Origin of the sequence: Citrobacter sp. RHB25-C09 (genome assembly GCF_013836145.1) — a bacterium.
Classification (GTDB): Bacteria; Pseudomonadota; Gammaproteobacteria; order Enterobacterales; family Enterobacteriaceae; genus Citrobacter_A.
On the sequence record NZ_CP057483.1, the window covers coordinates 887,297 to 908,057 of the forward strand.

The 20,761-nt window shown below is 53.6% G+C and carries 15 protein-coding genes and 1 pseudogene; 7 read left to right on the forward strand and 9 right to left on the reverse strand.

Annotation, left to right across the window (positions count from 1 at the left end):
* The first annotated feature begins 188 nt into the window (after window positions 1-188).
* Window positions 189-1,232 (forward strand): GMP reductase, encoded by a 1,044-nt coding sequence (locus HVY19_RS04210; protein WP_181683127.1) that lies wholly within the window; start codon window positions 189-191, stop codon window positions 1,230-1,232.
* 75 nt (window positions 1,233-1,307) lie between these two features.
* Here the strand turns inward: HVY19_RS04210 and hofC are convergent, their stop codons facing one another.
* The 4 genes from hofC to nadC all read right to left on the reverse strand — a co-directional run bounded on the left by hofC (window position 1,308) and on the right by nadC (window position 5,419).
* Window positions 1,308-2,510: a protein transport protein HofC gene (hofC, locus tag HVY19_RS04215; protein WP_181683128.1), complete on the reverse strand. Its 1,203-nt coding sequence runs from the start codon at window positions 2,508-2,510 to the stop codon at window positions 1,308-1,310.
* Window positions 2,500-3,885, reverse strand: a complete 1,386-nt coding sequence (gene gspE, locus HVY19_RS04220) for a type II secretion system protein GspE (RefSeq protein ID WP_181683129.1) — start codon at window positions 3,883-3,885, stop codon at window positions 2,500-2,502. Before gspE ends, hofC begins: the two co-directional genes overlap by 11 nt.
* A gap of 9 nt (window positions 3,886-3,894) precedes the next feature.
* Window positions 3,895-4,332, reverse strand: coding sequence for a prepilin peptidase-dependent pilin (ppdD, locus tag HVY19_RS04225; protein WP_181683130.1), 438 nt, complete (start codon window positions 4,330-4,332; stop codon window positions 3,895-3,897).
* Between the two features lie 193 nt (window positions 4,333-4,525).
* Window positions 4,526-5,419, reverse strand: coding sequence for a carboxylating nicotinate-nucleotide diphosphorylase (gene nadC, locus HVY19_RS04230; protein ID WP_181683131.1), 894 nt, complete (start codon window positions 5,417-5,419; stop codon window positions 4,526-4,528).
* Window positions 5,420-5,506: 87 nt separating this feature from the next.
* Here nadC and ampD point away from each other — a divergent pair, with 87 nt between their 5' ends.
* Window positions 5,507-6,070, forward strand: a complete 564-nt coding sequence (gene ampD / locus HVY19_RS04235; protein WP_181683132.1) for a 1,6-anhydro-N-acetylmuramyl-L-alanine amidase AmpD — start codon at window positions 5,507-5,509, stop codon at window positions 6,068-6,070.
* Complete coding sequence (ampE, locus tag HVY19_RS04240; protein ID WP_181683133.1) at window positions 6,067-6,921, forward strand: beta-lactamase regulator AmpE; 855 nt, start codon at window positions 6,067-6,069, stop codon at window positions 6,919-6,921. Before ampD ends, ampE begins: the two co-directional genes overlap by 4 nt.
* Window positions 6,922-7,014: 93 nt before the next feature.
* Here the strand turns inward: ampE and HVY19_RS04245 are convergent, their stop codons facing one another.
* From HVY19_RS04245 to aroP, 3 genes are all read right to left on the reverse strand, one after another.
* On the reverse strand, window positions 7,015-7,965 hold the full coding sequence (locus HVY19_RS04245) for a family 43 glycosylhydrolase (protein ID WP_181683134.1): 951 nt from the start codon (window positions 7,963-7,965) through the stop codon (window positions 7,015-7,017).
* Window positions 7,965-9,371: an MFS transporter gene (locus HVY19_RS04250; protein WP_181683135.1), complete on the reverse strand. Its 1,407-nt coding sequence runs from the start codon at window positions 9,369-9,371 to the stop codon at window positions 7,965-7,967. Before HVY19_RS04250 ends, HVY19_RS04245 begins: the two co-directional genes overlap by 1 nt.
* Window positions 9,372-9,528: 157 nt before the next feature.
* On the reverse strand, window positions 9,529-10,902 hold the full coding sequence (gene aroP / locus HVY19_RS04255) for an aromatic amino acid transporter AroP (RefSeq protein WP_181683136.1): 1,374 nt from the start codon (window positions 10,900-10,902) through the stop codon (window positions 9,529-9,531).
* Between the two features lie 590 nt (window positions 10,903-11,492).
* Between aroP and pdhR the strand changes: the two genes are divergently transcribed.
* The 4 genes from pdhR to lpdA all read left to right on the forward strand — a co-directional run bounded on the left by pdhR (window position 11,493) and on the right by lpdA (window position 18,586).
* Window positions 11,493-12,257 carry a pyruvate dehydrogenase complex transcriptional repressor PdhR gene (gene pdhR, locus HVY19_RS04260; RefSeq protein ID WP_181683137.1) on the forward strand — a complete coding sequence of 255 codons (765 nt, stop codon included), beginning with the start codon at window positions 11,493-11,495 and terminating at the stop codon, window positions 12,255-12,257.
* 161 nt (window positions 12,258-12,418) lie between these two features.
* Complete coding sequence (gene aceE / locus HVY19_RS04265; protein ID WP_181683138.1) at window positions 12,419-15,082, forward strand: pyruvate dehydrogenase (acetyl-transferring), homodimeric type; 2,664 nt, start codon at window positions 12,419-12,421, stop codon at window positions 15,080-15,082.
* Window positions 15,083-15,096: 14 nt separating this feature from the next.
* On the forward strand, window positions 15,097-16,986 hold the full coding sequence (gene aceF / locus HVY19_RS04270; protein ID WP_181683139.1) for a pyruvate dehydrogenase complex dihydrolipoyllysine-residue acetyltransferase: 1,890 nt from the start codon (window positions 15,097-15,099) through the stop codon (window positions 16,984-16,986).
* A 175-nt stretch (window positions 16,987-17,161) separates the two neighbouring features.
* Window positions 17,162-18,586 (forward strand): dihydrolipoyl dehydrogenase, encoded by a 1,425-nt coding sequence (gene lpdA / locus HVY19_RS04275; RefSeq protein ID WP_181684216.1) that lies wholly within the window; start codon window positions 17,162-17,164, stop codon window positions 18,584-18,586.
* A gap of 162 nt (window positions 18,587-18,748) precedes the next feature.
* Here lpdA and HVY19_RS04280 read toward each other — a convergent pair.
* A pseudogene (locus HVY19_RS04280) lies at window positions 18,749-18,904 on the reverse strand (DUF2950 family protein); the annotation flags it as partial.
* 12 nt (window positions 18,905-18,916) lie between these two features.
* Window positions 18,917-20,560, reverse strand: coding sequence for a DUF3300 domain-containing protein (locus HVY19_RS04285; RefSeq protein ID WP_181683141.1), 1,644 nt, complete (start codon window positions 20,558-20,560; stop codon window positions 18,917-18,919).
* Window positions 20,561-20,761 lie beyond the last annotated feature (201 nt).

The window sequence follows — 20,761 nt, forward strand, 5'->3', positions numbered from 1 at the left end:
GCTTAAACTTAAAGCGTGTTACGGCGAACAGAACGAAAGGGCTACCCGCCATTCGCCAGGTAAATTTATGGGATTGTAGCGTAAAAAAAGAGAATTTCGCAGTCTTGCGCGGCATTGATTAGTGCGTATGATAACGTCACTGGAGTTGCGCTCTCAAACTTAAAGCCATTAACCCCAGGAATCCGCACATGCGTATTGAAGAAGATCTGAAGTTAGGTTTCAAAGACGTTCTTATCCGCCCTAAGCGTTCTACTCTCAAAAGTCGTTCCGATGTTGAGCTGGAACGTCAGTTTACCTTTAAACACTCAGGTCAGACCTGGTCTGGTGTACCGATTATCGCTGCCAACATGGACACCGTGGGTACGTTCGAGATGGCAACCGCCCTTGCATCTTTCGACATCCTGACCGCCGTGCATAAGCATTATTCCGTTGAAGAGTGGGCCGCATTTACTCGCGATGCCTCCGCTGATGTGCTGAAACATGTGATGGTTTCAACCGGGACCTCTGATGCTGATTTCGAAAAAACTAAACAGATTCTGGCCCAGAACCCGGCGCTGAATTTTGTCTGCATCGATGTTGCCAACGGTTACTCCGAACATTTTGTGAACTTTGTTTCAAAAGCGCGTGAAGCCTGGCCGAACAAAACCATTTGTGCCGGTAACGTTGTGACGGGCGAAATGTGTGAAGAGCTGGTCCTTTCTGGTGCTGACATCGTGAAGGTTGGGATTGGTCCAGGCTCCGTATGCACCACGCGTGTGAAAACCGGTGTAGGTTATCCGCAGCTTTCTGCGGTTATCGAATGTGCTGATGCGGCGCACGGTCTGGGCGGCATGATCGTCAGTGACGGCGGTTGCACCATGCCTGGCGATGTAGCCAAAGCATTTGGCGGCGGCGCCGATTTCGTCATGCTGGGCGGTATGCTGGCTGGTCATGAAGAAAGCGGCGGTAAAGTTGTTGAAGAGAATGGCGAAAAATTCATGCTGTTTTACGGCATGAGCTCCGAGTCTGCGATGACCCGCCACGTCGGCGGCGTTGCGCAGTACCGTGCGGCGGAAGGGAAAACCGTTAAGCTGCCGCTGCGTGGCCCGGTTGAATATACCGCACGTGATATCCTTGGTGGCCTGCGATCAGCCTGTACCTATGTGGGGGCGTCACGCCTGAAAGAGCTGACCAAACGCACGACGTTCATTCGCGTTCAGGAACAAGAGAACCGCGTGTTTAACAGCCTGTAAACCGTAAATGCAACCGCGGAATGCCTGATGGCGCGAGACGCATCAGGCCTACGCGGTTGTTATCCTCTACCATACTTATCCTGTTCCGCTCATCGCATCCCCGAGATGGAAAATAGGCAAATACATTGCCACGACCAGGGTGCCGATGATCAGCCCGGTAATAATCAACAGCGCCGGTTCAAGCAGCGCGGCCAGGTTATCGGCTAACGCCTGCGTATTTTCATCATGGTGGCGAGCAAGATTATGCAGCATGGTATCCAGCGCGCCTGAGGCTTCTCCTGTTCGCACCAGTTGCAGACACAGCGGACTAAATTCTTCGGCATTCTTTAACGCCTGCCAGACCGGAATACCCGTGCTGATATCACGCTGAACCTGTGCCATACGCTGCGACCAGTACGGACACTGGAGCGTTTCTCTAACGCTTTCAAGCGCCGGAGAAAATGCGATGCCTGCTGACTGTGTCAGTGCCAGGATGGTAAAAATTTGCGTCAGCTTTTGCCCCCGAATCAGACGGCCCATAACCGGTATGCGGAGTAACCCGCGCTGGCGCGCAATCAGCCATGCGGGTTTTCGTACTAATACGCGGTTGACCACAGTTAGCGTAAGAGCCCAAAAAACCACGAGCCAGCCCCAGTGCGCACTCCAGTCGGCAAAGGCCATAACCCACCGCGTGAGTGTCGGCAGGGGCGTATTAAAGGTCTGATAAATCGCGGCGAACTCTGGCAAAACGAAATGCAACATTGCCAGCACAACCACGATCGCCATGGTTAATATGACGATCGGGTAACGTAGCGCCTTTTTGACCTTGTCTGCCAACAGCCGTTGCGCCTTTTGCTGACGGGCCAGTTCAAAACAGCATTCATCGAGTTTTCCGGTTAATTCTCCGGTGCGTATCATCGCCTGATACAGCGGAGGAAAAACCTCTGGCCACTGTGTCAGTGCAATGGACAGCGGCGTCCCTTGTTCCAGCTCCTGGGCCAGGTGGTTTAATAACGCATGCCATTGCTTGCTGGGTTGTTGACCAGCAAGCAGTCCCAACCCTTCAGAGAGCGTTAACCCGGCTTTCAGAAGCGTAGCGAGTTGATGAATGACTTCCGTGTTTTTCTCACCTGTCCATAATCCTTTCTTCACACGTAACTGTTTTATCCGAAGAGGCGTGACATGCCGTTGTTGTAGCGCCCGCATCAGCTGAGGGCGGTTTTCAGCCCAGACAACGCCTTCATCAGGCGCGCCTGTCGCACCGATCCCTTGCCAGTGCCATAACCGTTTAGTGCTCATCAGGCATACCCAGCACACGGATCAACTCTTCGAAGGTCGTCAATCCTTGTTCAACCGCGCGGCAGCCGCTGGCATAGAGCGTGCTCATTCCTTCCTGTATGGCATAGGCTTCAAGCGTTTCCACCGTTGTACCGCTGGCAATGCGTTGACGGAGTGCTGGCATTACGGGAAGCACCTCAAATAAAGCCGTTCTTCCATAGAACCCGTGGTAACAATGTTCGCAGCCTATGCCCTGCCAGCGCGGGAGGGGTGTCGGGTGGAGTTCCGGGGGTAAATGAATGGGATCGCCTGCAAGTTGGCGACAGTGTGGGCACAGTTTCCTGACCAGCCGCTGCGCCACGACCAGCGTTAAGGCGGAGGAGAGCATCCAGCGCGCAACGCCCATCTGCTGTAAGCGAACCAATGCTTCGCAGGTAGAATTGGTATGCAGGGTGGAGAGAACCAGATGCCCGGTCTGCGCCGCCTTTATAGCAATTTCTGCCGTTTCACCGTCGCGGATTTCGCCCACCATGATGACATCCGGATCCTGGCGTAACAGCGCCCTTAACACGCTCTGAAAGGTCAGCCCAGCGCGCAGATGCACCTGGGTCTGATTGATACCTTCCAGAGGGATTTCTATCGGATCCTCGACGCTGCATAGATTAACGCCGGGCAAGTTACGCGCCTGCAATGCGCTATAGAGGGAGACCGTTTTGCCGCTGCCGGTAGGACCTGTGACCAGCACCAGTCCCTGCGGTTGTTGCAAGGCATGGGTAAACGCAGACAGTTGCGTTTCGGACATCCCCAGCGCGGCAATGCTAAGCGGTTGGTTAACCTGATGCAGCAGTCGCAGCACTGCTTTTTCGCCATAACGGCAGGGAAGGGTCGCGATGCGAAAAGAGACCGTTGTTCCCGCCAGTTCCACGGTAAATTGCCCGTCTTGCGGAAGGCGATGTTCGGCGATATCCAGATGGCTTAATACTTTTAAGCGTGCAATCAGAGCAATGCCTGTCTCTTTTGCCACGTCAGGCTGCCCATACAGTACGCCATCGATGCGTAGCCGAATGCGATAGTGATTTTCAGCAGGCTCAATGTGGATGTCCGACGCGCGTTTTGTCAGCGCGGTATGCAGCGTTTTATCCAGTAAATCAGCGGCGCTCAGACTGCTTTCAGAAACCACGGCCGGAAGCGTCTGGCGGGGTTGATGCAGATGGCCCTCCATTTGCTGGCGAGTCCAGCAAACAATGTCGATACGCTTTGTGGTCGCGAAATGCAGAGCGTCCAGCAGTTCGAGGGAGGGCGATTCCACAACGGCGACGTGAACCACTTCACTGTCTGCATCCAGCAGGATGGCCTGATGGCGCTGACACAGCGCCGTGAGTTGGCTTATATTCATCTCGCCTCCTTATTTTGAGCCAAAACGAAAGACATCTTCACAGGCTTGCTGCAAAGCGCTGTCATTCTGAATGTTGCAACTGCGCGTCCAGCCGGTTATGCCGTTCGCGTTATCCCAGGCAGGGGTCAGGGAGATGCTAAGTCCGTTCAGGCTCTCCTGTCCGGTCAGCGTGACAACGCCTTGTTCGACGCTCATGCCTGAGACGTAGCGGGTCGTCGTGGCGGAAGGGATACCGTTGACCCCGGCATCGCAGGTGTCTGTGCCGCCGTGTTCCAGCGCGCAAAGTTCGATTGCGGTGCGATACGGGACGAAGGTTTGCAGCATGTCTGTCAGTGCCGCTTTGCGCAGATAGTTTTGATAAGCCGGAATTCCAATGGCGCTGAGGATGGCTATGATGCCGATGACCACCATCAGCTCAATCAGGGTAAATCCGCGTTGTTTATCCATAGTTCGCTCCTTGAGTTAGCGGGAGCAACTTTGGCAAACGGGGTAAAGGCAAGCGAGTGGCAAAAAGAGAAACGGGAAGGCGGGTTCAGAGGAATTTATTCGGTTTGCAAAGAAGAGCAATAAAATTGCGAAGTGTTACGAAGAACCTGTAGGCCCGATAAGCGATAGCGCCATCGGGCAAGGTAATCAGGTGTTAGCGAAAGCGCATAGAAAGATCGAGCGCGCGGACATGCTTGGTGAGTGCGCCAACGGAGATGAAATCCACACCGGTTTCTGCAAATTCGCGCAAGGTTTCATCCGTCACGTTGCCGGAAACTTCAAGCCGCGCCTGGCCGTTGGTGCGTTTAACCGCTTCACGCATCTGTTCAGTCTCGAAGTTATCCAGCATGATGATGTCGGCACCAGCTTTCAGTGCTTCATCCAGTTCATCCAGATTTTCCACTTCGACTTCGACAGGAACGTCCGGATGTAACCAGAACGCTTTTTCCACCGCCTGACGCACTGAGCCGGACGCAATGATGTGGTTTTCTTTGATCAGGTAAGCATCTGAAAGCCCTAAACGGTGGTTGGTGCCGCCACCGCAGAGCACCGCATATTTCAGCGCGGTACGCAGCCCAGGTAGGGTTTTACGCGTGTCCAGTAGCTGTGTTTTGGTACCCGCCAGCAAATTGACGTATTTACGCACTTCACTTGCAACGCCGGACAGGGTCTGAACGAAATTCAGCGCGGTACGTTCGCCCGTGAGCAGTACGCGAGAGGGGCCATCCAGTTCAAACAGCGGCTGATTTGCCTTAATGCTGTCACCGTCTTCCACATGCCAGATGATGCTGACATCGTCGCCCGCAAGTTGAATAAAGACTTCTTCAACCCAGCGTTTACCACAAAAAACGCCGTCTTCACGGGTGATGATGGTGGCGTGTGAGCGGGTATCTTCCGGTAAAAGTTGTGCAGTAATGTCGTTACTGGCATCCACTTCGCCGCCTAAATCTTCACGCAACGCATGGGCGACAACGGCAGGAATATCCAGGTTAATACGTTCCAACAGCGCGTCACGTCGGTAGTCAGGGTTATAACGGCGAGGCGGCATGAGAAAACTCCAAATTGCTAACGAATCATAAGGTAGAAACATGCTACTCTGAAGCGGCTATTTGCACCACTCAAAAGGAGACTCTGCATGTTGTTAGACAAGGGCTGGCTGGTAGAGGCACGCCGGGTGCCTTCTCCGCATTACGATTGCCGCCCGGATGATGAAATGCCTTCTTTGCTGGTGGTGCACAATATTAGCCTGCCGCCCGGCGAGTTCGGCGGTCCGTGGATTGATGCACTATTCACCGGAGCAATTGATCCTGACGCCCATCCCTTTTTTGCTGAAATTGCGCATCTTCGTGTTTCCGCCCATTGTCTGATTCGCCGTGACGGTGAAATCGTTCAGTATGTTCCCTTTGATAAACGCGCGTGGCATGCCGGCGTGTCGTGTTATCAGGGGCGTGAGCGCTGCAATGATTTTTCGATTGGCATTGAGCTCGAAGGGACCGATACGTTGGCCTACACCGATGCGCAATACCACCAATTGGCGACAGTGACGCGCGCGCTGATAAAGTTATACCCGGCCATTGCCGAAAATATCACTGGACACTGCAATATTGCGCCTGAGCGTAAGACCGATCCCGGTCCGGCTTTTGACTGGGCAAGGTTTCGCGCCCTGGTCACCCCCTCGTCAAATAAGGAGATGACATGACGCTGTTTACGACATTACTGGTGCTGCTCGTCGAGCGCCTGTTCAAGCTGGGTGAACACTGGCAAATAGATCACCGGTTAGAGACGTTCTTCCGGCGGATCAAACGCTTCTCAATGGCGCGGACGATAGGGATGACGATCGTTGCCATGCTGATCACATTCTTGCTTCTGCGCGCGCTGGATGGACTGCTGTTTGATGTGCCAACTATCGTGGTGTGGATCCTGACTGGACTGCTATGTATAGGGGCCGGGAAGGTGCGAATGCACTACCACGCTTACCTTAATGCCGCTTCGCGCGACGATGCTCATGCCCGCACGACAATGGCCAGTGAACTTACGCTGATCCACGGTGTACCGCCGGACTGCGATGAGCGAGACTTTTTGCGTGAGCTACAAAATGCGCTGCTGTGGATAAACTTTCGGTTCTATCTCGCGCCGCTGTTCTGGTTTATCGCCGGTGGATCGTGGGGACCGGTGCTGCTGGTGGGCTATGCGTTCTTACGCTCGTGGCAGTCCTGGCTGGCGCGTTATCTGACGCCACATGAGCGTTTACAATCCGGCATTGATGCCATTTTGCACGTTGTGGATTGGATCCCTGTGCGTCTCGTTGGCGTTGTGTACGCCTTGATCGGTCATGGTGAAAAAGCGCTGCCGGCGTGGTTTGCTTCGCTGGCGGATTTGCACACGTCGCAGTATCACGTTCTGGCTCGTCTGGCGCAGTTCTCGCTGGCACGCGAGCCTCATACCGATAAAGTCGAAACGCCGAAAGCGGCGGTGTCTATGGCCAAGAAAACCTCGCTGGTGCTGGTGGTGGTTATCGCATTGCTGACGATTTACGGGACGTTGATTTAATGCTGGACGGCGGCGTAAAACGCCTTATCCGGCCTACAGACAGTACATTTCCGTAGGCCGGATTAGCGCAGCGCCATCCGGCAAAACAATCAGTTAAAGCGTATCCGCAGGCGGGATGCCGAAGTCAGGCATCCCGTTTTCATCCCAGCGAACCAACTTCAGGCGAGTATGGCGGTTGGGATCGTAGAGCGGGTCACCTTCGATTTCAGTGTAGTTGCGGGCGTGATACACCAGTACATCTTCCCCTTCCGGTGTCTGCGTGAAACTGTTGTGTCCTGGTCCATACTGGCGGTTTTCATAGCTAGTGGCGAATACCGGGCGCGGCGATTTATGCCAGTTCGCCGGGTTTAGCGGATCGGCATTGACGTCAATCCACAGCAAACCCATGCAGTAGTTTTCATCCGTAGCGCTGGCGGAATAGCTGATAAACAGCCTGTCGCCATGGGTCAGCACCGCCGGACCTTCATTCACCCAAAAGCCCCGGCACTCCCAGTCGTACTCAGGATGGCTGAGCATCACCGGTTCGCCTTTGATCGTCCACGGGTTTGCCATTTCGGCGAGGTAAATATTGGAATTACCTGCGATATCCGGCGATTTTTGCGCCCACAAATACCACTGTTTCCCCTGATGGTGGAACGTTGTGGCATCCAGCGCAAAGGTGTCAAACGGCGTTATGATCTGTCCTTTTTCCGTCCAGGTTCCGCTCAGCGGATCGGCATCGGCACATTCCAGCGCGTACATACGATGCTGAAACATGCCCAGTTTATCGAGCGCCTGGGTATGCGCCGCGGCAAAGTAGATGTACCACTTGCCGTTCAGGTGATGAATCTCCGGTGCCCAGATGAGTTCACACATTGGGCCTGTGTCAGGCTTGCGCCACACGATGACAGGCGGTGCCGAACGCAGGCCTTCCAGCGAATTCGCCCGACGGATTTCCAGTCGATCGTACTCCGGTACGGAGGCAATAAAGTAATAGTCGTGACCGTCGCGAAGAATAAACGGATCGGCTCGCTGTTCAATAAACGGGTTTGGCCAGTTCTGCATTAGGCTTTCCTTACGCTTTCGGCGGCTTTTAATTCCTGATAATCATTCAGCTCGCGGTAGTTTGTACGACGCTTTTCCAGGTCGTCCTGGATCTGCTTCATTAGCTCACGGTCAACCTTCAACAAGCGCACGACGCCTGCGGTGATAAGATACCCCACGCCCGGAATGACGGTAAAAAGCAGCATGATGCCGTTAATCGCCGTGTCGCTCTGCGCTTTCGCGCCCGCGTCGTAACCGTACCAGGAGAGCAGGAACCCCACCATCGCCCCGGCAATCGCCAGGCCAAGTTTCAGGAAGAACAGATTGCCAGAGAAGCTGATGCCGGTGATACGTTTACCCGTTTTCCACTCACCGTAATCGTCAACGTCTGCCATTAGTGACCAGTGCAGCGGGGAAGGGATCTGATGGAGAATGTTGAGTAGGAAATAGAGCACCACAATCATCAGCGTGGCTTTCGGGTCGAAGAAGTAAAACGCGCAGGAGAAAATGGCCAGCGCGATGTTGGTCCAGAAGAAGACCTTCAGCTTGCACCAGCGGTCAGTCAGGACTTTGGCTAAAACGCTGCCGAGCATCATACCGACGACGCCCAGACTGATGAATATTGTCGCGAAATGGGTGCTTTCCCCCATCACCCAGGTGACGTAGTACATGGTTGCCGCCATGCGGATGAAGCCCGGGCAGACGTTACACAGCGTCAGCAACAGAATGCGTATCCACTGGTCATTTTTCCACACGTCTTTGAAGTCATTTTTCATGTCGTCATGGGTGGGAACGGCAGGGCGGACGCGCTCGCGGACGGTAGCAAAGCAGAAGAGAAACATGCACATGCCGACAATGGCCAGCACGGTCATCGCCATCTGATAGCCCTTCGCTTTATTACCGCCACCGAACCAGTCAACCATGGGCAGCAGAGTAAGTGACAGTAGCAGGGTGGCAATACCGACCAGAACAAAGCGGTAAGACTGACAAGCCACTCGCTCCTTGGGATCGTTGGTGATCACGCCGCCCAGAGAGCAATAGGGAATGTTGATCGCCGTGTAGGTCAAAGACAGCAGAAAGTAGGTGACAAACGCATAGATAACTTTGCTGCTGTAGGTCCATTCCGGAGTGGTAAACATCAGAATGCTGAACAGCGCATAAGGGAATGCAATCCACAATAACCAGGGGCGAAAGCGACCGTACTTACTCTGCGTACGGTCAGCAATAGCGCCCATAATGGGGTCGGTGACTGCGTCGATAACCCGAACCGACAGCAGCAGAACCCCCACCAGCGCCGGGGCCAGACCAAAAATATCCGTATAAAAATAGTTTACAAACAGCATGATGGCACCAAAAATGATGTTGCATCCCGCGTCGCCCATGCCATAGCCAATCTTTTCTTTAACCGACAGCTTACCGTTAACCATTGAGACTTCTCCCCTTCAAGGTGGTGAGAAGAATTATTCGTCTGCTAAGGAAAATTTGCGTTGCAGGATAGCGTCGCTGATATGGATGAAAGTGCTATTGAGAGGAAAGTGTGAGGCAGATAACAACCCTCACCCTGGATGGGTGAGGGCAGGGGGATTAATGCGCTTTAACCGGCTTTGCGGTTTTCTGCTTGCAGATATAACCGACACCTAAAATGACTAACCAGACCGGGATCAGGTAAACCGAAATCGCCATGCCCGGCGTCATCAGCATAATGACCAGTACGGCGGCCATAAAGATCAGGCAGACCCAGTTCCCCAGCGGATACAGCAGAGCCGGGAAGCGTGTTTTCACGCCCTGTTGCTGCTTGGCGCGACGGAATTTCATATGCGCCAGGCTAATCATTGCCCAGTTGATCACCAGTGCAGAAACCACCAGCGCCATCAGCAGACCGAATGCGGATTCCGGCGCCATGTAGTTTATCAGCACGCACAGCGCGGTAACGATCGCAGAAACGATGATGGTGTTAACCGGCACGCCGCGCTTATCCACGCTGAGCAGGAATTTCGGCGCGTTGCCTTGTTGTGCCAGGCCAAACAGCATACGGCTGTTGCAGTAAACGCAGCTATTGTAGACCGACAAAGCGGCCGTCAATACCACCACGTTCAGCGCATTCGCTACAAAGGTATCGCCCAGCTCATGGAAAATCAGGACAAACGGGCTGGTATCGGCAGTCACGCGCGTCCACGGCAGCAGTGAAAGCAGAACTGCCAGCGAACCCACATAGAAAATCAGAATGCGATAGATTACCTGGTTAGTGGCTTTCGGGATGCTCTGCTCCGGATTATCTGCTTCAGCAGCGGTGATACCCACCAGTTCCAGCCCACCGAAAGAGAACATGATGATGGCCATCATCATTACCAGTCCGGTCATACCGTGAGGCAGGAAACCGCCTTGCTCCCACAGGTTACGCACGGTCGCCTGCGGTCCGCCGTTACCGCTGAACAACAGCCAGCCGCCGAACAGAATCATCGCCACTACTGCGATCACTTTAATGATGGCGAACCAGAACTCCATCTCACCAAACACTTTAACGTTGGTCAGGTTGATGGCGTTGATCACCACAAAGAAGACGGCAGCGGAAGCCCAGGTGGGGATTTCCGGGTACCAGAACTGAATATATTTCCCGACGGCTGTCAGTTCCGCCATCGCCACCAGTACATACAGCACCCAGTAGTTCCAGCCTGATGCGAAGCCAGCAAAACTGCCCCAGTATTTATAGGCAAAGTGGCTGAATGAACCCGCGACCGGCTCTTCAACGACCATCTCACCTAACTGACGCATAATAAGAAAAGCGATAAAACCAGCAATTGCGTACCCCAGAATGATACCAGGACCCGCAGACTGGATAACGGAGGCGCTTCCCAGGAACAGGCCTGTTCCTATCGCGCCACCCAGCGCGATAAGCTGAATATGGCGATTTTTAAGACCGCGCTTTAGCTGCTCGCCATGCTGCTGACTTTCCATCATGAAACCTCGTGTGTGGTTACTCTTCATACTTCAGGTCGCTTAGTCGCGACTCAAACTATTATGAGTCATTATTTTTTTACCACGCAGGATGCGTGTGTACGTTTGCAATTCCATTTATTGTATTTATTTGTTTACAACGCTTGGTTTTAAAATGTCGCTGTAACTCTTTTGTCACGGTAAGAATAATGGTATGCGCCAGCGAATGCACCTGCTTTATGTCAGGTTGTGACGAGTCGAGTGAAAAGTAAACAATTGTAAAAGCTGCCCGCGTCCCGCCTGTAAGAATCCTTTACAACTGCCAGTGAGTGAATATTCACTTTTATTGACTATGCATGCAATTGAAACGGTTCAGATCGGATTTTTCTTCGTTTAAATATCGTTAAATCGGCCTGGCGAAGAGTAAATTTAACATTTGTGCATAGTTACAAGTTTGAAACGTTACATCTGTGATGTTGTTAAAATGTGCACTGTTTCCTGATTTCAATCAAAGCCTGTATGGACAGAAGGTGAATACTTTGTTACTTTAGCGTCACAGATATTAAATTGGTAAGACCAATTGACTCCGGGCAAATGGCTTAAGACAGGACATCATGGCCTACAGCAAAATCCGCCAACCAAAATTATCCGATGTGATTGAGCAACAGCTGGAGTTTTTGATCCTTGAGGGCACGTTACGCCCCGGCGAAAAACTCCCTCCGGAACGCGAACTGGCGAAACAGTTTGACGTCTCCCGTCCCTCTCTGCGTGAGGCGATTCAACGCCTTGAAGCAAAGGGACTGCTGCTTCGTCGCCAGGGTGGCGGCACGTTTGTTCAGAGTAGTTTGTGGCAGAGCTTTAGCGATCCCCTGGTGGAACTGCTCTCCGACCATCCCGAATCCCAGTTTGACCTGCTTGAGACGCGCCATGCGCTGGAAGGCATTGCCGCATACTACGCGGCGCTACGCAGCACGGATGAAGACAAAACGCGTATTCGTGAACTGCACCATGCTATCGAGTTGGCTCAGGAGTCTGGCGATCTGGACGGGGAGTCCGATGCGGTCCTCCAGTATCAAATTGCTGTCACCGAAGCGGCACACAATGTGGTTTTGCTCCATCTGCTAAGGTGTATGGAGCCTATGTTGGCTCAGAACGTCCGTCAGAACTTTGAATTGCTCTATTCGCGTCGCGAGATGCTTCCGCTGGTGAGTAGTCACCGCACCCGTATATTCGAAGCGATTATTGCCGGTAAACCCGAAGAGGCGCGTGAAGCCTCTCATCGTCACCTGGCGTTTATCGAAGAAATTCTGTTGGACAGAAGCCGTGAGGAGAGCCGTCGTGAACGCGCCTTACGTCGTCTGGAGCAGCGAAAGAATTAATGATTTTTCTGGCAGAACGTTAACCAGAAGATGTTGTAAATCAAGCGCGAATTTAAAGCGCGGCAACTAAACGCAGAACCTGTCTTATTAAGCTTTCTCACGAAAGCTTAATGGGACAGGTTCCAGATAACTCAACGTATTAGATAGATAAGGAAAAACCCATGTCAGAACGTTTCCCAAATGACGTGGATCCGATCGAAACTCGCGACTGGCTACAGGCGATCGAATCGGTCATCCGTGAAGAAGGTGTTGAGCGTGCTCAGTATCTGATCGACCAACTGCTTTCAGAAGCGCGCAAAGGCGGCGTGAAAGTGGCGGCAGGTGCAGGGGCCAGCAATTACATCAACACTATTGCCGTTGAAGATGAACCGGAATATCCGGGCAATCTGGAGCTGGAGCGCCGTATTCGTTCTGCTATCCGTTGGAACGCCATCATGACCGTGCTGCGTGCGTCTAAAAAAGACCTCGAGCTGGGTGGTCACATGGCATCCTTCCAGTCTTCCGCAACCGTGTATGATGTTTGCTTCAACCACTTCTTCCGTGCCCGCAACGAGCAGGATGGCGGCGACCTGGTTTACTTCCAGGGCCACATCTCTCCGGGCGTTTACGCACGTGCATTCCTGGAAGGCCGTCTGACCGAAGAGCAGATGGACAACTTCCGTCAGGAAGTTCATGGCAATGGCCTGTCTTCCTACCCGCACCCGAAACTGATGCCGGAATTCTGGCAGTTCCCGACCGTATCTATGGGTCTGGGCCCAATCGGTGCGATCTACCAGGCGAAATTCCTGAAGTACCTGGAACACCGCGGCCTGAAAGATACCTCTAAACAGACCGTTTACGCCTTCCTGGGCGACGGTGAAATGGACGAGCCGGAATCTAAAGGTGCGATCACCATCGCGACCCGTGAGAAACTGGACAACCTGGTCTTCATCATCAACTGTAACCTGCAACGTCTGGATGGCCCGGTCACCGGTAACGGCAAAATCGTTAACGAACTGGAAGGTATCTTCGACGGCGCTGGCTGGAACGTCATTAAAGTGATGTGGGGCAGCCGTTGGGATGAACTGCTGCGTAAAGATACCAGCGGTAAACTGATCCAACTGATGAACGAAACCGTTGACGGCGACTATCAGACCTTTAAATCCAAAGACGGCGCGTACGTTCGCGAACACTTCTTCGGTAAATACCCGGAGACTGCTGCACTGGTTGCCGACTGGACTGATGAGCAGATCTGGGCCCTGAACCGTGGTGGTCACGATCCGAAGAAAGTCTACGCTGCACTGAAAAAAGCGCAGGAAACCAAAGGCAAAGCAACTGTGATCCTCGCTCATACCATCAAAGGTTATGGCATGGGTGACACCGCTGAAGGTAAAAACATCGCTCACCAGGTGAAGAAAATGAACATGGACGGCGTGCGTTATATCCGCGACCGCTTCAATGTTCCGGTTACCGACGAGCAGGTTGAAAAACTCTCTTACATCACCTTCCCGGAAGGTTCTGAAGAGCACAAGTACCTGCACGAACGTCGTCAGGCGCTGCACGGCTACCTGCCGTCTCGTCAGCCGAACTTCACCGAGAAGCTGGAACTGCCGACCCTGGAAGACTTCGGTGCGCTGCTGGAAGAGCAGAACAAAGAAATCTCCACCACTATCGCTTTCGTCCGTGCCCTGAACGTGATGCTGAAAAACAAGTCGATCAAAGATCGCCTGGTGCCAATCATCGCTGACGAAGCGCGTACTTTCGGTATGGAAGGTCTGTTCCGTCAGATCGGTATTTACAGCCCGAACGGCCAGCAGTACACCCCGCAGGACCGTGAGCAGGTTGCCTACTACAAAGAAGACGAGAAAGGTCAGATCCTGCAGGAAGGTATCAACGAGCTGGGCGCAGGTTCTTCCTGGCTGGCCGCTGCTACTTCTTACAGCACCAACGATCTGCCGATGATCCCGTTCTACATCTACTACTCCATGTTCGGTTTCCAGCGTATCGGCGATCTGTGCTGGGCAGCAGGTGACCAGCAGGCGCGTGGCTTCCTGATCGGCGGTACCTCCGGTCGTACCACCCTGAACGGTGAAGGTCTGCAGCACGAAGATGGCCATAGCCACATTCAGTCTCTGACTATCCCGAACTGTATCTCTTACGATCCGTCTTACGCGTACGAAGTTGCGGTCATCATGCACGATGGTCTGCAGCGCATGTACGGTGAGAAACAAGAGAACGTTTACTACTACATCACCACCCTGAACGAAAACTACCACATGCCGGCGATGCCGGAAGGTGCTGAGGAAGGTATCCGTAAAGGTATCTATAAACTCGAAACCCTCGAAGGTAGCAAAGGTAAAGTTCAGCTCTTAGGCTCCGGTTCTATCCTGCGTCACGTGCGTGAAGCAGCACAGATCCTGGCGAAAGACTACGGCGTGGGCTCTGACGTATATAGCGTCACTTCCTTCACTGAACTGGCACGTGATGGTCAGGACTGTGAGCGCTGGAACATGCTGCACCCGCTGGAAACTCCGCGCGTTCCGTACATCGCTCAGGTGATGAACGACGCACCGGCAGTAGCATCTACTGACTATATGAAACTGTTTGCTGAGCAGGTTCGTACTTATGTACCGGCTGATGATTACCGTGTACTGGGTACCGACGGTTTCGGTCGCTCTGACAGCCGTGAAAACCTGCGTCACCACTTCGAAGTGGATGCGTCCTACGTGGTTGTAGCGGCTCTGGGCGAACTGGCTAAACGTGGCGAAATCGATAAGAAAGTGGTTGCGGAAGCAATTACCAAATTCAACATCGATGCAGAAAAAGTTAACCCGCGTCTGGCGTAAGAGGTAAAAGAATAATGGCTATCGAAATCAAAGTACCGGACATCGGGGCAGATGAAGTTGAAATCACCGAGATCCTGGTCAAAGTTGGCGACAAGGTTGAAGCAGAACAGTCGCTGATCACCGTAGAAGGCGACAAAGCCTCTATGGAAGTCCCGTCTCCGCAGGCTGGCGTTGTTAAAGAGATCAAAGTCTCTGTTGGCGACAAAACCGAGACTGGCAAACTGATTATGATTTTCGATTCCGCCGACGGTGCAGCAGCAGCTGCACCTGCGCAGGAAGAGAAAAAAGAAGCGGCTCCGGCAGCGGAACCTGCTGCTGCGGCAGCGAAAGAAGTCAACGTACCGGATATCGGCGGCGACGAAGTTGAAGTCACCGAAATCATGGTTAAAGTCGGCGACACCGTTGCCGCTGAACAGTCTCTGATCACCGTTGAAGGCGACAAAGCGTCAATGGAAGTTCCGGCACCGTTCGCGGGCACCGTGAAAGAGATCAAGATCAACACGGGCGACAAAGTGTCTACCGGCTCTCTGATCATGATCTTCGAAGTCGCGGGCGAAGCGGGTGCTGCGGCTCCAGCGAAAGCGGAAGCTACACCGGCACAGGCGGCTGCACCCGCAGCTGCTGGCGGCGCGAAAGAGGTTAACGTACCGGACATCGGCGGTGACGAAGTTGAAGTGACCGAAGTGATGGTGAAAGTGGGCGACAAAGTGGCCGCTGAACAGTCACTGATCACCGTTGAAGGCGACAAAGCTTCTATGGAAGTTCCGGCGCCGTTCGCGGGCACCGTAAAAGAAATCAAAATCAGCACTGGCGACAAAGTCAAAACCGGCTCCCTGATTATGGTCTTCGAAGTAGAAGGCGCTGCGCCTGCCGCAGCTCCGGCTGCAGCACCAGCATCTGCTGCTGCACCGGCTCAGGCTGCTAAACCCGCTGCTGCGCCTGCGGCAAAAGCGGAAGGCAAATCTGAATTCGCTGAAAATGACGCTTACGTCCACGCGACTCCGCTGATTCGCCGCCTGGCGCGCGAATTCGGTGTGAACCTGGCGAAAGTGAAAGGGACTGGCCGTAAAGGTCGTATCCTGCGCGAAGACGTTCAGACCTATGTGAAAGAGGCTATCAAGCGCGCTGAATCTGCTCCTGCAGCAACGGGCGGCGGTATCCCGGGCATGCTGCCATGGCCGAAAGTGGACTTCAGCAAGTTTGGCGAAATCGAAGAAGTGGAACTGGGCCGCATTCAGAAAATCTCTGGTGCTAACCTGAGCCGTAACTGGGTGATGATCCCGCACGTTACGCACTTCGACAAAACCGATATCACCGATCTGGAAGCGTTCCGTAAACAGCAGAACGCTGAAGCTGAGAAGCGTAAACTGGACGTGAAATTCACCCCAGTGGTCTTCATCATGAAGGCAGTCGCTGCGGCGCTTGAGCAGATGCCTCGCTTCAACAGCTCCCTGTCTGAAGACGGTCAGCGTCTGACGCTGAAGAAATACATCAATATCGGTGTTGCGGTTGATACGCCAAATGGTCTGGTCGTTCCGGTCTTCAAAGACGTGAACAAGAAGAGCATTACTGAGCTGTCTCGCGAACTGACCACCATCTCCAAAAAAGCGCGTGATGGTAAGCTGACTGCCGGCGAAATGCAGGGCGGCTGCTTCACTATCTCCAGCATCGGCGGCCTGGGTACCACCCACTTCGCGCCGATTGTGAACGCGCCGGAAGTGGCTATCCTCGGTGTGTCTAAATCCGCGATGGAACCGGTGTGGAATGGCAAAGAGTTCGTGCCGCGTCTGATGATGCCAATCTCTCTGTCCTTCGACCACCGTGTGATCGACGGTGCTGATGGTGCGCGTTTCATTACCATCATCAACAACACCCTGAGCGACATTCGCCGCCTGGTGATGTAATCGAAAAGCCGGCCTGACGGCCGGCTTTTTTCTGGTAACCTCATGATGGTAATGAGGTTATGAGAGTTAAAGAAAAATCGTTGCCGTTTTGTTGTTTCAAAATTGTTAACAATTTTGTAAAATACGGACGGATAGAACGACCCGGTGGACGACGGGTATAAATTAAGAGGTCATGATGAGCACAGAAATCAAAACTCAGGTCGTAGTACTTGGGGCAGGCCCGGCAGGTTACTCCGCAGCATTCCGCGCAGCGGATTTAGGTCTGGAAACCGTCATCGTAGAACGTTACAACACCCTTGGTGGTGTTTGTCTGAACGTCGGCTGTATCCCTTCTAAAGCGCTGCTGCACGTAGCGAAAGTTATCGAAGAAGCCAAAGCGCTGGCTGAACACGGTATTGTCTTCGGCGAGCCGAAAACCGATATCGACAAAATTCGTACCTGGAAAGAGAAAGTTATCACTCAACTGACCGGTGGCCTGGCAGGTATGGCCAAAGGCCGTAAAGTGAAAGTGGTAAACGGTCTGGGTAAATTCACCGGGGCTAACACCCTGGAAGTGGAAGGCGAAAACGGCAAAACCGTGATCAACTTCGACAACGCGATCATCGCGGCGGGTTCCCGTCCGATCGAACTGCCGTTCATTCCGCATAACGATCCGCGCGTGTGGGACTCCACCGACGCACTGGAACTGAAAACCGTTCCTGAACGCCTGCTGGTCATGGGTGGCGGTATCATCGGTCTGGAAATGGGCACCGTATACCATGCGCTGGGTTCACAGATTGACGTGGTTGAAATGTTCGACCAGGTTATCCCGGCTGCGGATAAAGACATTGTTAAAGTCTTCACCAAGCGCATCAGCAAGAAATTCAACCTGATGCTGGAAACCAAAGTGACTGCCGTTGAAGCGAAAGAAGACGGTATTTACGTTTCCATGGAAGGCAAAAAAGCCCCGTCCGAACCACAACGTTACGACGCCGTGCTGGTTGCTATCGGCCGTGTGCCGAACGGTAAAAACCTCGACGCAGGCAAAGCCGGTGTTGAAGTGGACGACCGTGGTTTCATCCGCGTTGACAAGCAGCTGCGCACTAACGTGCCGCACATCTTCGCCATCGGCGATATCGTCGGTCAGCCGATGCTGGCGCACAAAGGTGTTCACGAAGGTCACGTTGCCGCTGAAGTTATCGCCGGTAAGAAACACTACTTCGATCCGAAAGTTATTCCATCCATTGCTTACACTGAACCAGAAGTTGCATGGGTGGGTCTGACCGAGAAAGAAGCGAAAGAGAAAGGCATCAGCTTTGAAACTGCCACCTTCCCGTGGGCGGCTTCTGGCCGTGCTATCGCTTCCGACTGCGCAGACGGTATGACCAAACTGATCTTCGACAAAGAGACTCACCGTGTGATCGGTGGTGCGATTGTCGGCACCAACGGCGGCGAGCTGCTGGGTGAAATCGGCCTGGCGATCGAAATGGGCTGTGACGCTGAAGACATCGCGCTGACCATCCACGCACACCCGACTCTGCACGAGTCCGTGGGTCTGGCAGCCGAAGTGTTCGAAGGTAGCATCACCGACCTGCCGAACGCGAAAGCGAAGAAGAAATAATCTTCTGAGTAGTTATGCCGGATGACGGCTTGCGCTTCTGTGGAGGCGTAGGCCTGATAAGCGAAGCGCCATCAGGCAAATAAAAAGCGGCTTAACGGCCGCTTTTTTTACATCTGCCATTCCACCGCCTTCCACGGCTCGTGCCCGCTAAACTGGTTGCTGGTCGTCACCCAGCAGAGCGGTTAGCTGCGGACTGTTTTTTCCCGCCACAGCATGAGCAAAAGCGACGGCGGCTTCCTCTGGCGTAGAGAACATTTTCTGTGCGTAGCTCACTAAGGGCAGCGATATCAGCAGGGCGCTAAACAGGATTTTTTTCATTATTGGCTCCGATTAACGACGGCGAAATTCATGATGCTCAGCTCTGGCTTCGCGCGCACCCGCACGCTGTTCAAGGTTTACTTGACTCACGCGACGGCTTTCCTGATCACGCAACTGCTGTGACTGCCAGTTGGGTGAACGACTGTCGTTACCGCTGAACGCATTCGCCCGATTTTGTCTGAACGCCTGAAGCTGCTCCGGCGTGGATGACTCGACGCGCTGGCGAGCGGTATCTCTTTGCTGCTGCGATACCGGGTGCTGCTGCGCTCTTTCTTTCACCTGTTCTCGCTGTTGCTGTTGTTTCGGCGTGGTAGAGCGTTGTGCCGTTTTCTGTCCGGCTTCCCGGCGCGCAATGCTGTTGTCCGTGTCGTAACCGCGATAGTTATTGCGCTGAGCGACCTGATTTAACTGTTGTGAAGCGGCCCTACGCTGGGCATCACGTGAATTGACCGTCGGTTGCTGGGCCACTTTTTTAGCCGCATCCGAATGGCGCTGCTGAAGTTCTGCCATTGCCGCCTGACGCTGGCTGTCGCGGCTAGCGGTCTCGGGGGGTTGTGTTGCGCTGAGTCCGCCGCTGACGTTGGTCTGATGAAAGCGCTGCGCGGTTGTTGAATTCTGGTACAGCACTGCCCCGCGAAACGCCGGGTTATGCTGCCAGTTCATGTTTTTTTCTTGCAGATTCTGCCCGGTGATACGGTTGAAGTTATCAACGTTGATATTGATATTATCTCCGTTGTGCTGGTAGCCACGGCCGCCGTCATAGTCATGATCGTGGTCGTGGTCGTGGTCGTGGTCGTGGTGATCGTGATCGTCCCAGTCGATATTGCTGAACAGGGCGTAAGTGGTTGCGACACCAAGGCTGTAGCCGAACCCTTTCACGAAGCTGCTGGTAAACTGTTCTCCCGGAGGCGGCGGCAGATAGACCGGCGGATAGGCGGTGTTTGGCCAGGTGCCGTACACCGTGGTTGGATTGTAGTTGGGGACATAAACCACCTGCGGGTCAGCAGGCTCGATCTTAATGACCGTTGAGGCGGGCGCAGCGCTTACGCTTGTGGTGGTAGATTTTCCTGACTGCGCGACCGCGACGCTCTTTTTCGGCGCGGTTGTGACCGTCTGTTGCGGCGTGGATTTCAGCGAGCCGGTTTGCTGCGCCAGTAAACGTAACCGTTGTACGGAATCCATCACGTTCTGCGGTTGCGCCAGAAACGCGTCGCCCAGATTTTGTACCCACTCCGGATTCTCACCCATCAACGACATCAGTTGCGGAAACGCCACCAGTGATTTCACGCTTGGGTCCCAGGGTTGTCCTGACACGGCCTGGATTGCGCTATCACCCTGCTGAGTTGGGTTATCGTGCGACCATTGCACTGCCTGCACAACGTTAGCCGGATAGGTAGCAGCCATCAACACCTGGGAAAGCAGAGGGTCCGGATACAACGCGATGGGGGCCACCCATTGGTCTATTTGCGCTGTCGTAAAGGTGGGTTTGACGACCGGAGCAACGGGGGCTGGTGCGGATGTCTGCACCGCGACGGGCGTGATGGGCTGCGCGGGAGGTTGTGCTGTACGGCTTTTGACAAACAGCACGCCGGAAGCGGCGAGTAAACCGGCGCTACAGACAAGAGCCAGCACGTGGGGCTTAAAGGGTAACGACATTTTTTACTCCCGATTCCAGAGGAAATCGCTAAGGTCGAAGCACTGCTACCGGCAGGTGCAGTGTGGGGGGAGTATAAAGAGACGATAGTTTAATTTTTGACGAATCTTGGGATCGATCCAGCGGCGTGATTATTTGAAGAGAAAATAATGTGACCATTCGTAACAGTGGGAAATCTTCATAATGAAAAATCAAAAAGGGCA

Bases quoted from the DNA above. Each gene is read 5' to 3' on its own strand.
- HVY19_RS04210 (WP_181683127.1), top strand. From the start codon at position 189: ATGCGTATTGAAGAAGATCTGAAGTTAGGTTTCAAAGACGTTCTTATC.
- ppdD (WP_181683130.1), bottom strand. From the start codon at position 4,332: ATGGATAAACAACGCGGATTTACCCTGATTGAGCTGATGGTGGTCATC.
- lpdA (WP_181684216.1), top strand. From the start codon at position 17,162: ATGAGCACAGAAATCAAAACTCAGGTCGTAGTACTTGGGGCAGGCCCG.
- HVY19_RS04285 (WP_181683141.1), bottom strand. From the start codon at position 20,560: ATGTCGTTACCCTTTAAGCCCCACGTGCTGGCTCTTGTCTGTAGCGCC.
- hofC (WP_181683128.1), bottom strand. From the start codon at position 2,510: ATGAGCACTAAACGGTTATGGCACTGGCAAGGGATCGGTGCGACAGGC.
- aceF (WP_181683139.1), top strand. From the start codon at position 15,097: ATGGCTATCGAAATCAAAGTACCGGACATCGGGGCAGATGAAGTTGAA.
- pdhR (WP_181683137.1), top strand. From the start codon at position 11,493: ATGGCCTACAGCAAAATCCGCCAACCAAAATTATCCGATGTGATTGAG.
- aroP (WP_181683136.1), bottom strand. From the start codon at position 10,902: ATGATGGAAAGTCAGCAGCATGGCGAGCAGCTAAAGCGCGGTCTTAAA.
- HVY19_RS04250 (WP_181683135.1), bottom strand. From the start codon at position 9,371: ATGGTTAACGGTAAGCTGTCGGTTAAAGAAAAGATTGGCTATGGCATG.
- gspE (WP_181683129.1), bottom strand. From the start codon at position 3,885: ATGAATATAAGCCAACTCACGGCGCTGTGTCAGCGCCATCAGGCCATC.
- aceE (WP_181683138.1), top strand. From the start codon at position 12,419: ATGTCAGAACGTTTCCCAAATGACGTGGATCCGATCGAAACTCGCGAC.
- ampD (WP_181683132.1), top strand. From the start codon at position 5,507: ATGTTGTTAGACAAGGGCTGGCTGGTAGAGGCACGCCGGGTGCCTTCT.
- HVY19_RS04245 (WP_181683134.1), bottom strand. From the start codon at position 7,965: ATGCAGAACTGGCCAAACCCGTTTATTGAACAGCGAGCCGATCCGTTT.
- nadC (WP_181683131.1), bottom strand. From the start codon at position 5,419: ATGCCGCCTCGCCGTTATAACCCTGACTACCGACGTGACGCGCTGTTG.
- ampE (WP_181683133.1), top strand. From the start codon at position 6,067: ATGACGCTGTTTACGACATTACTGGTGCTGCTCGTCGAGCGCCTGTTC.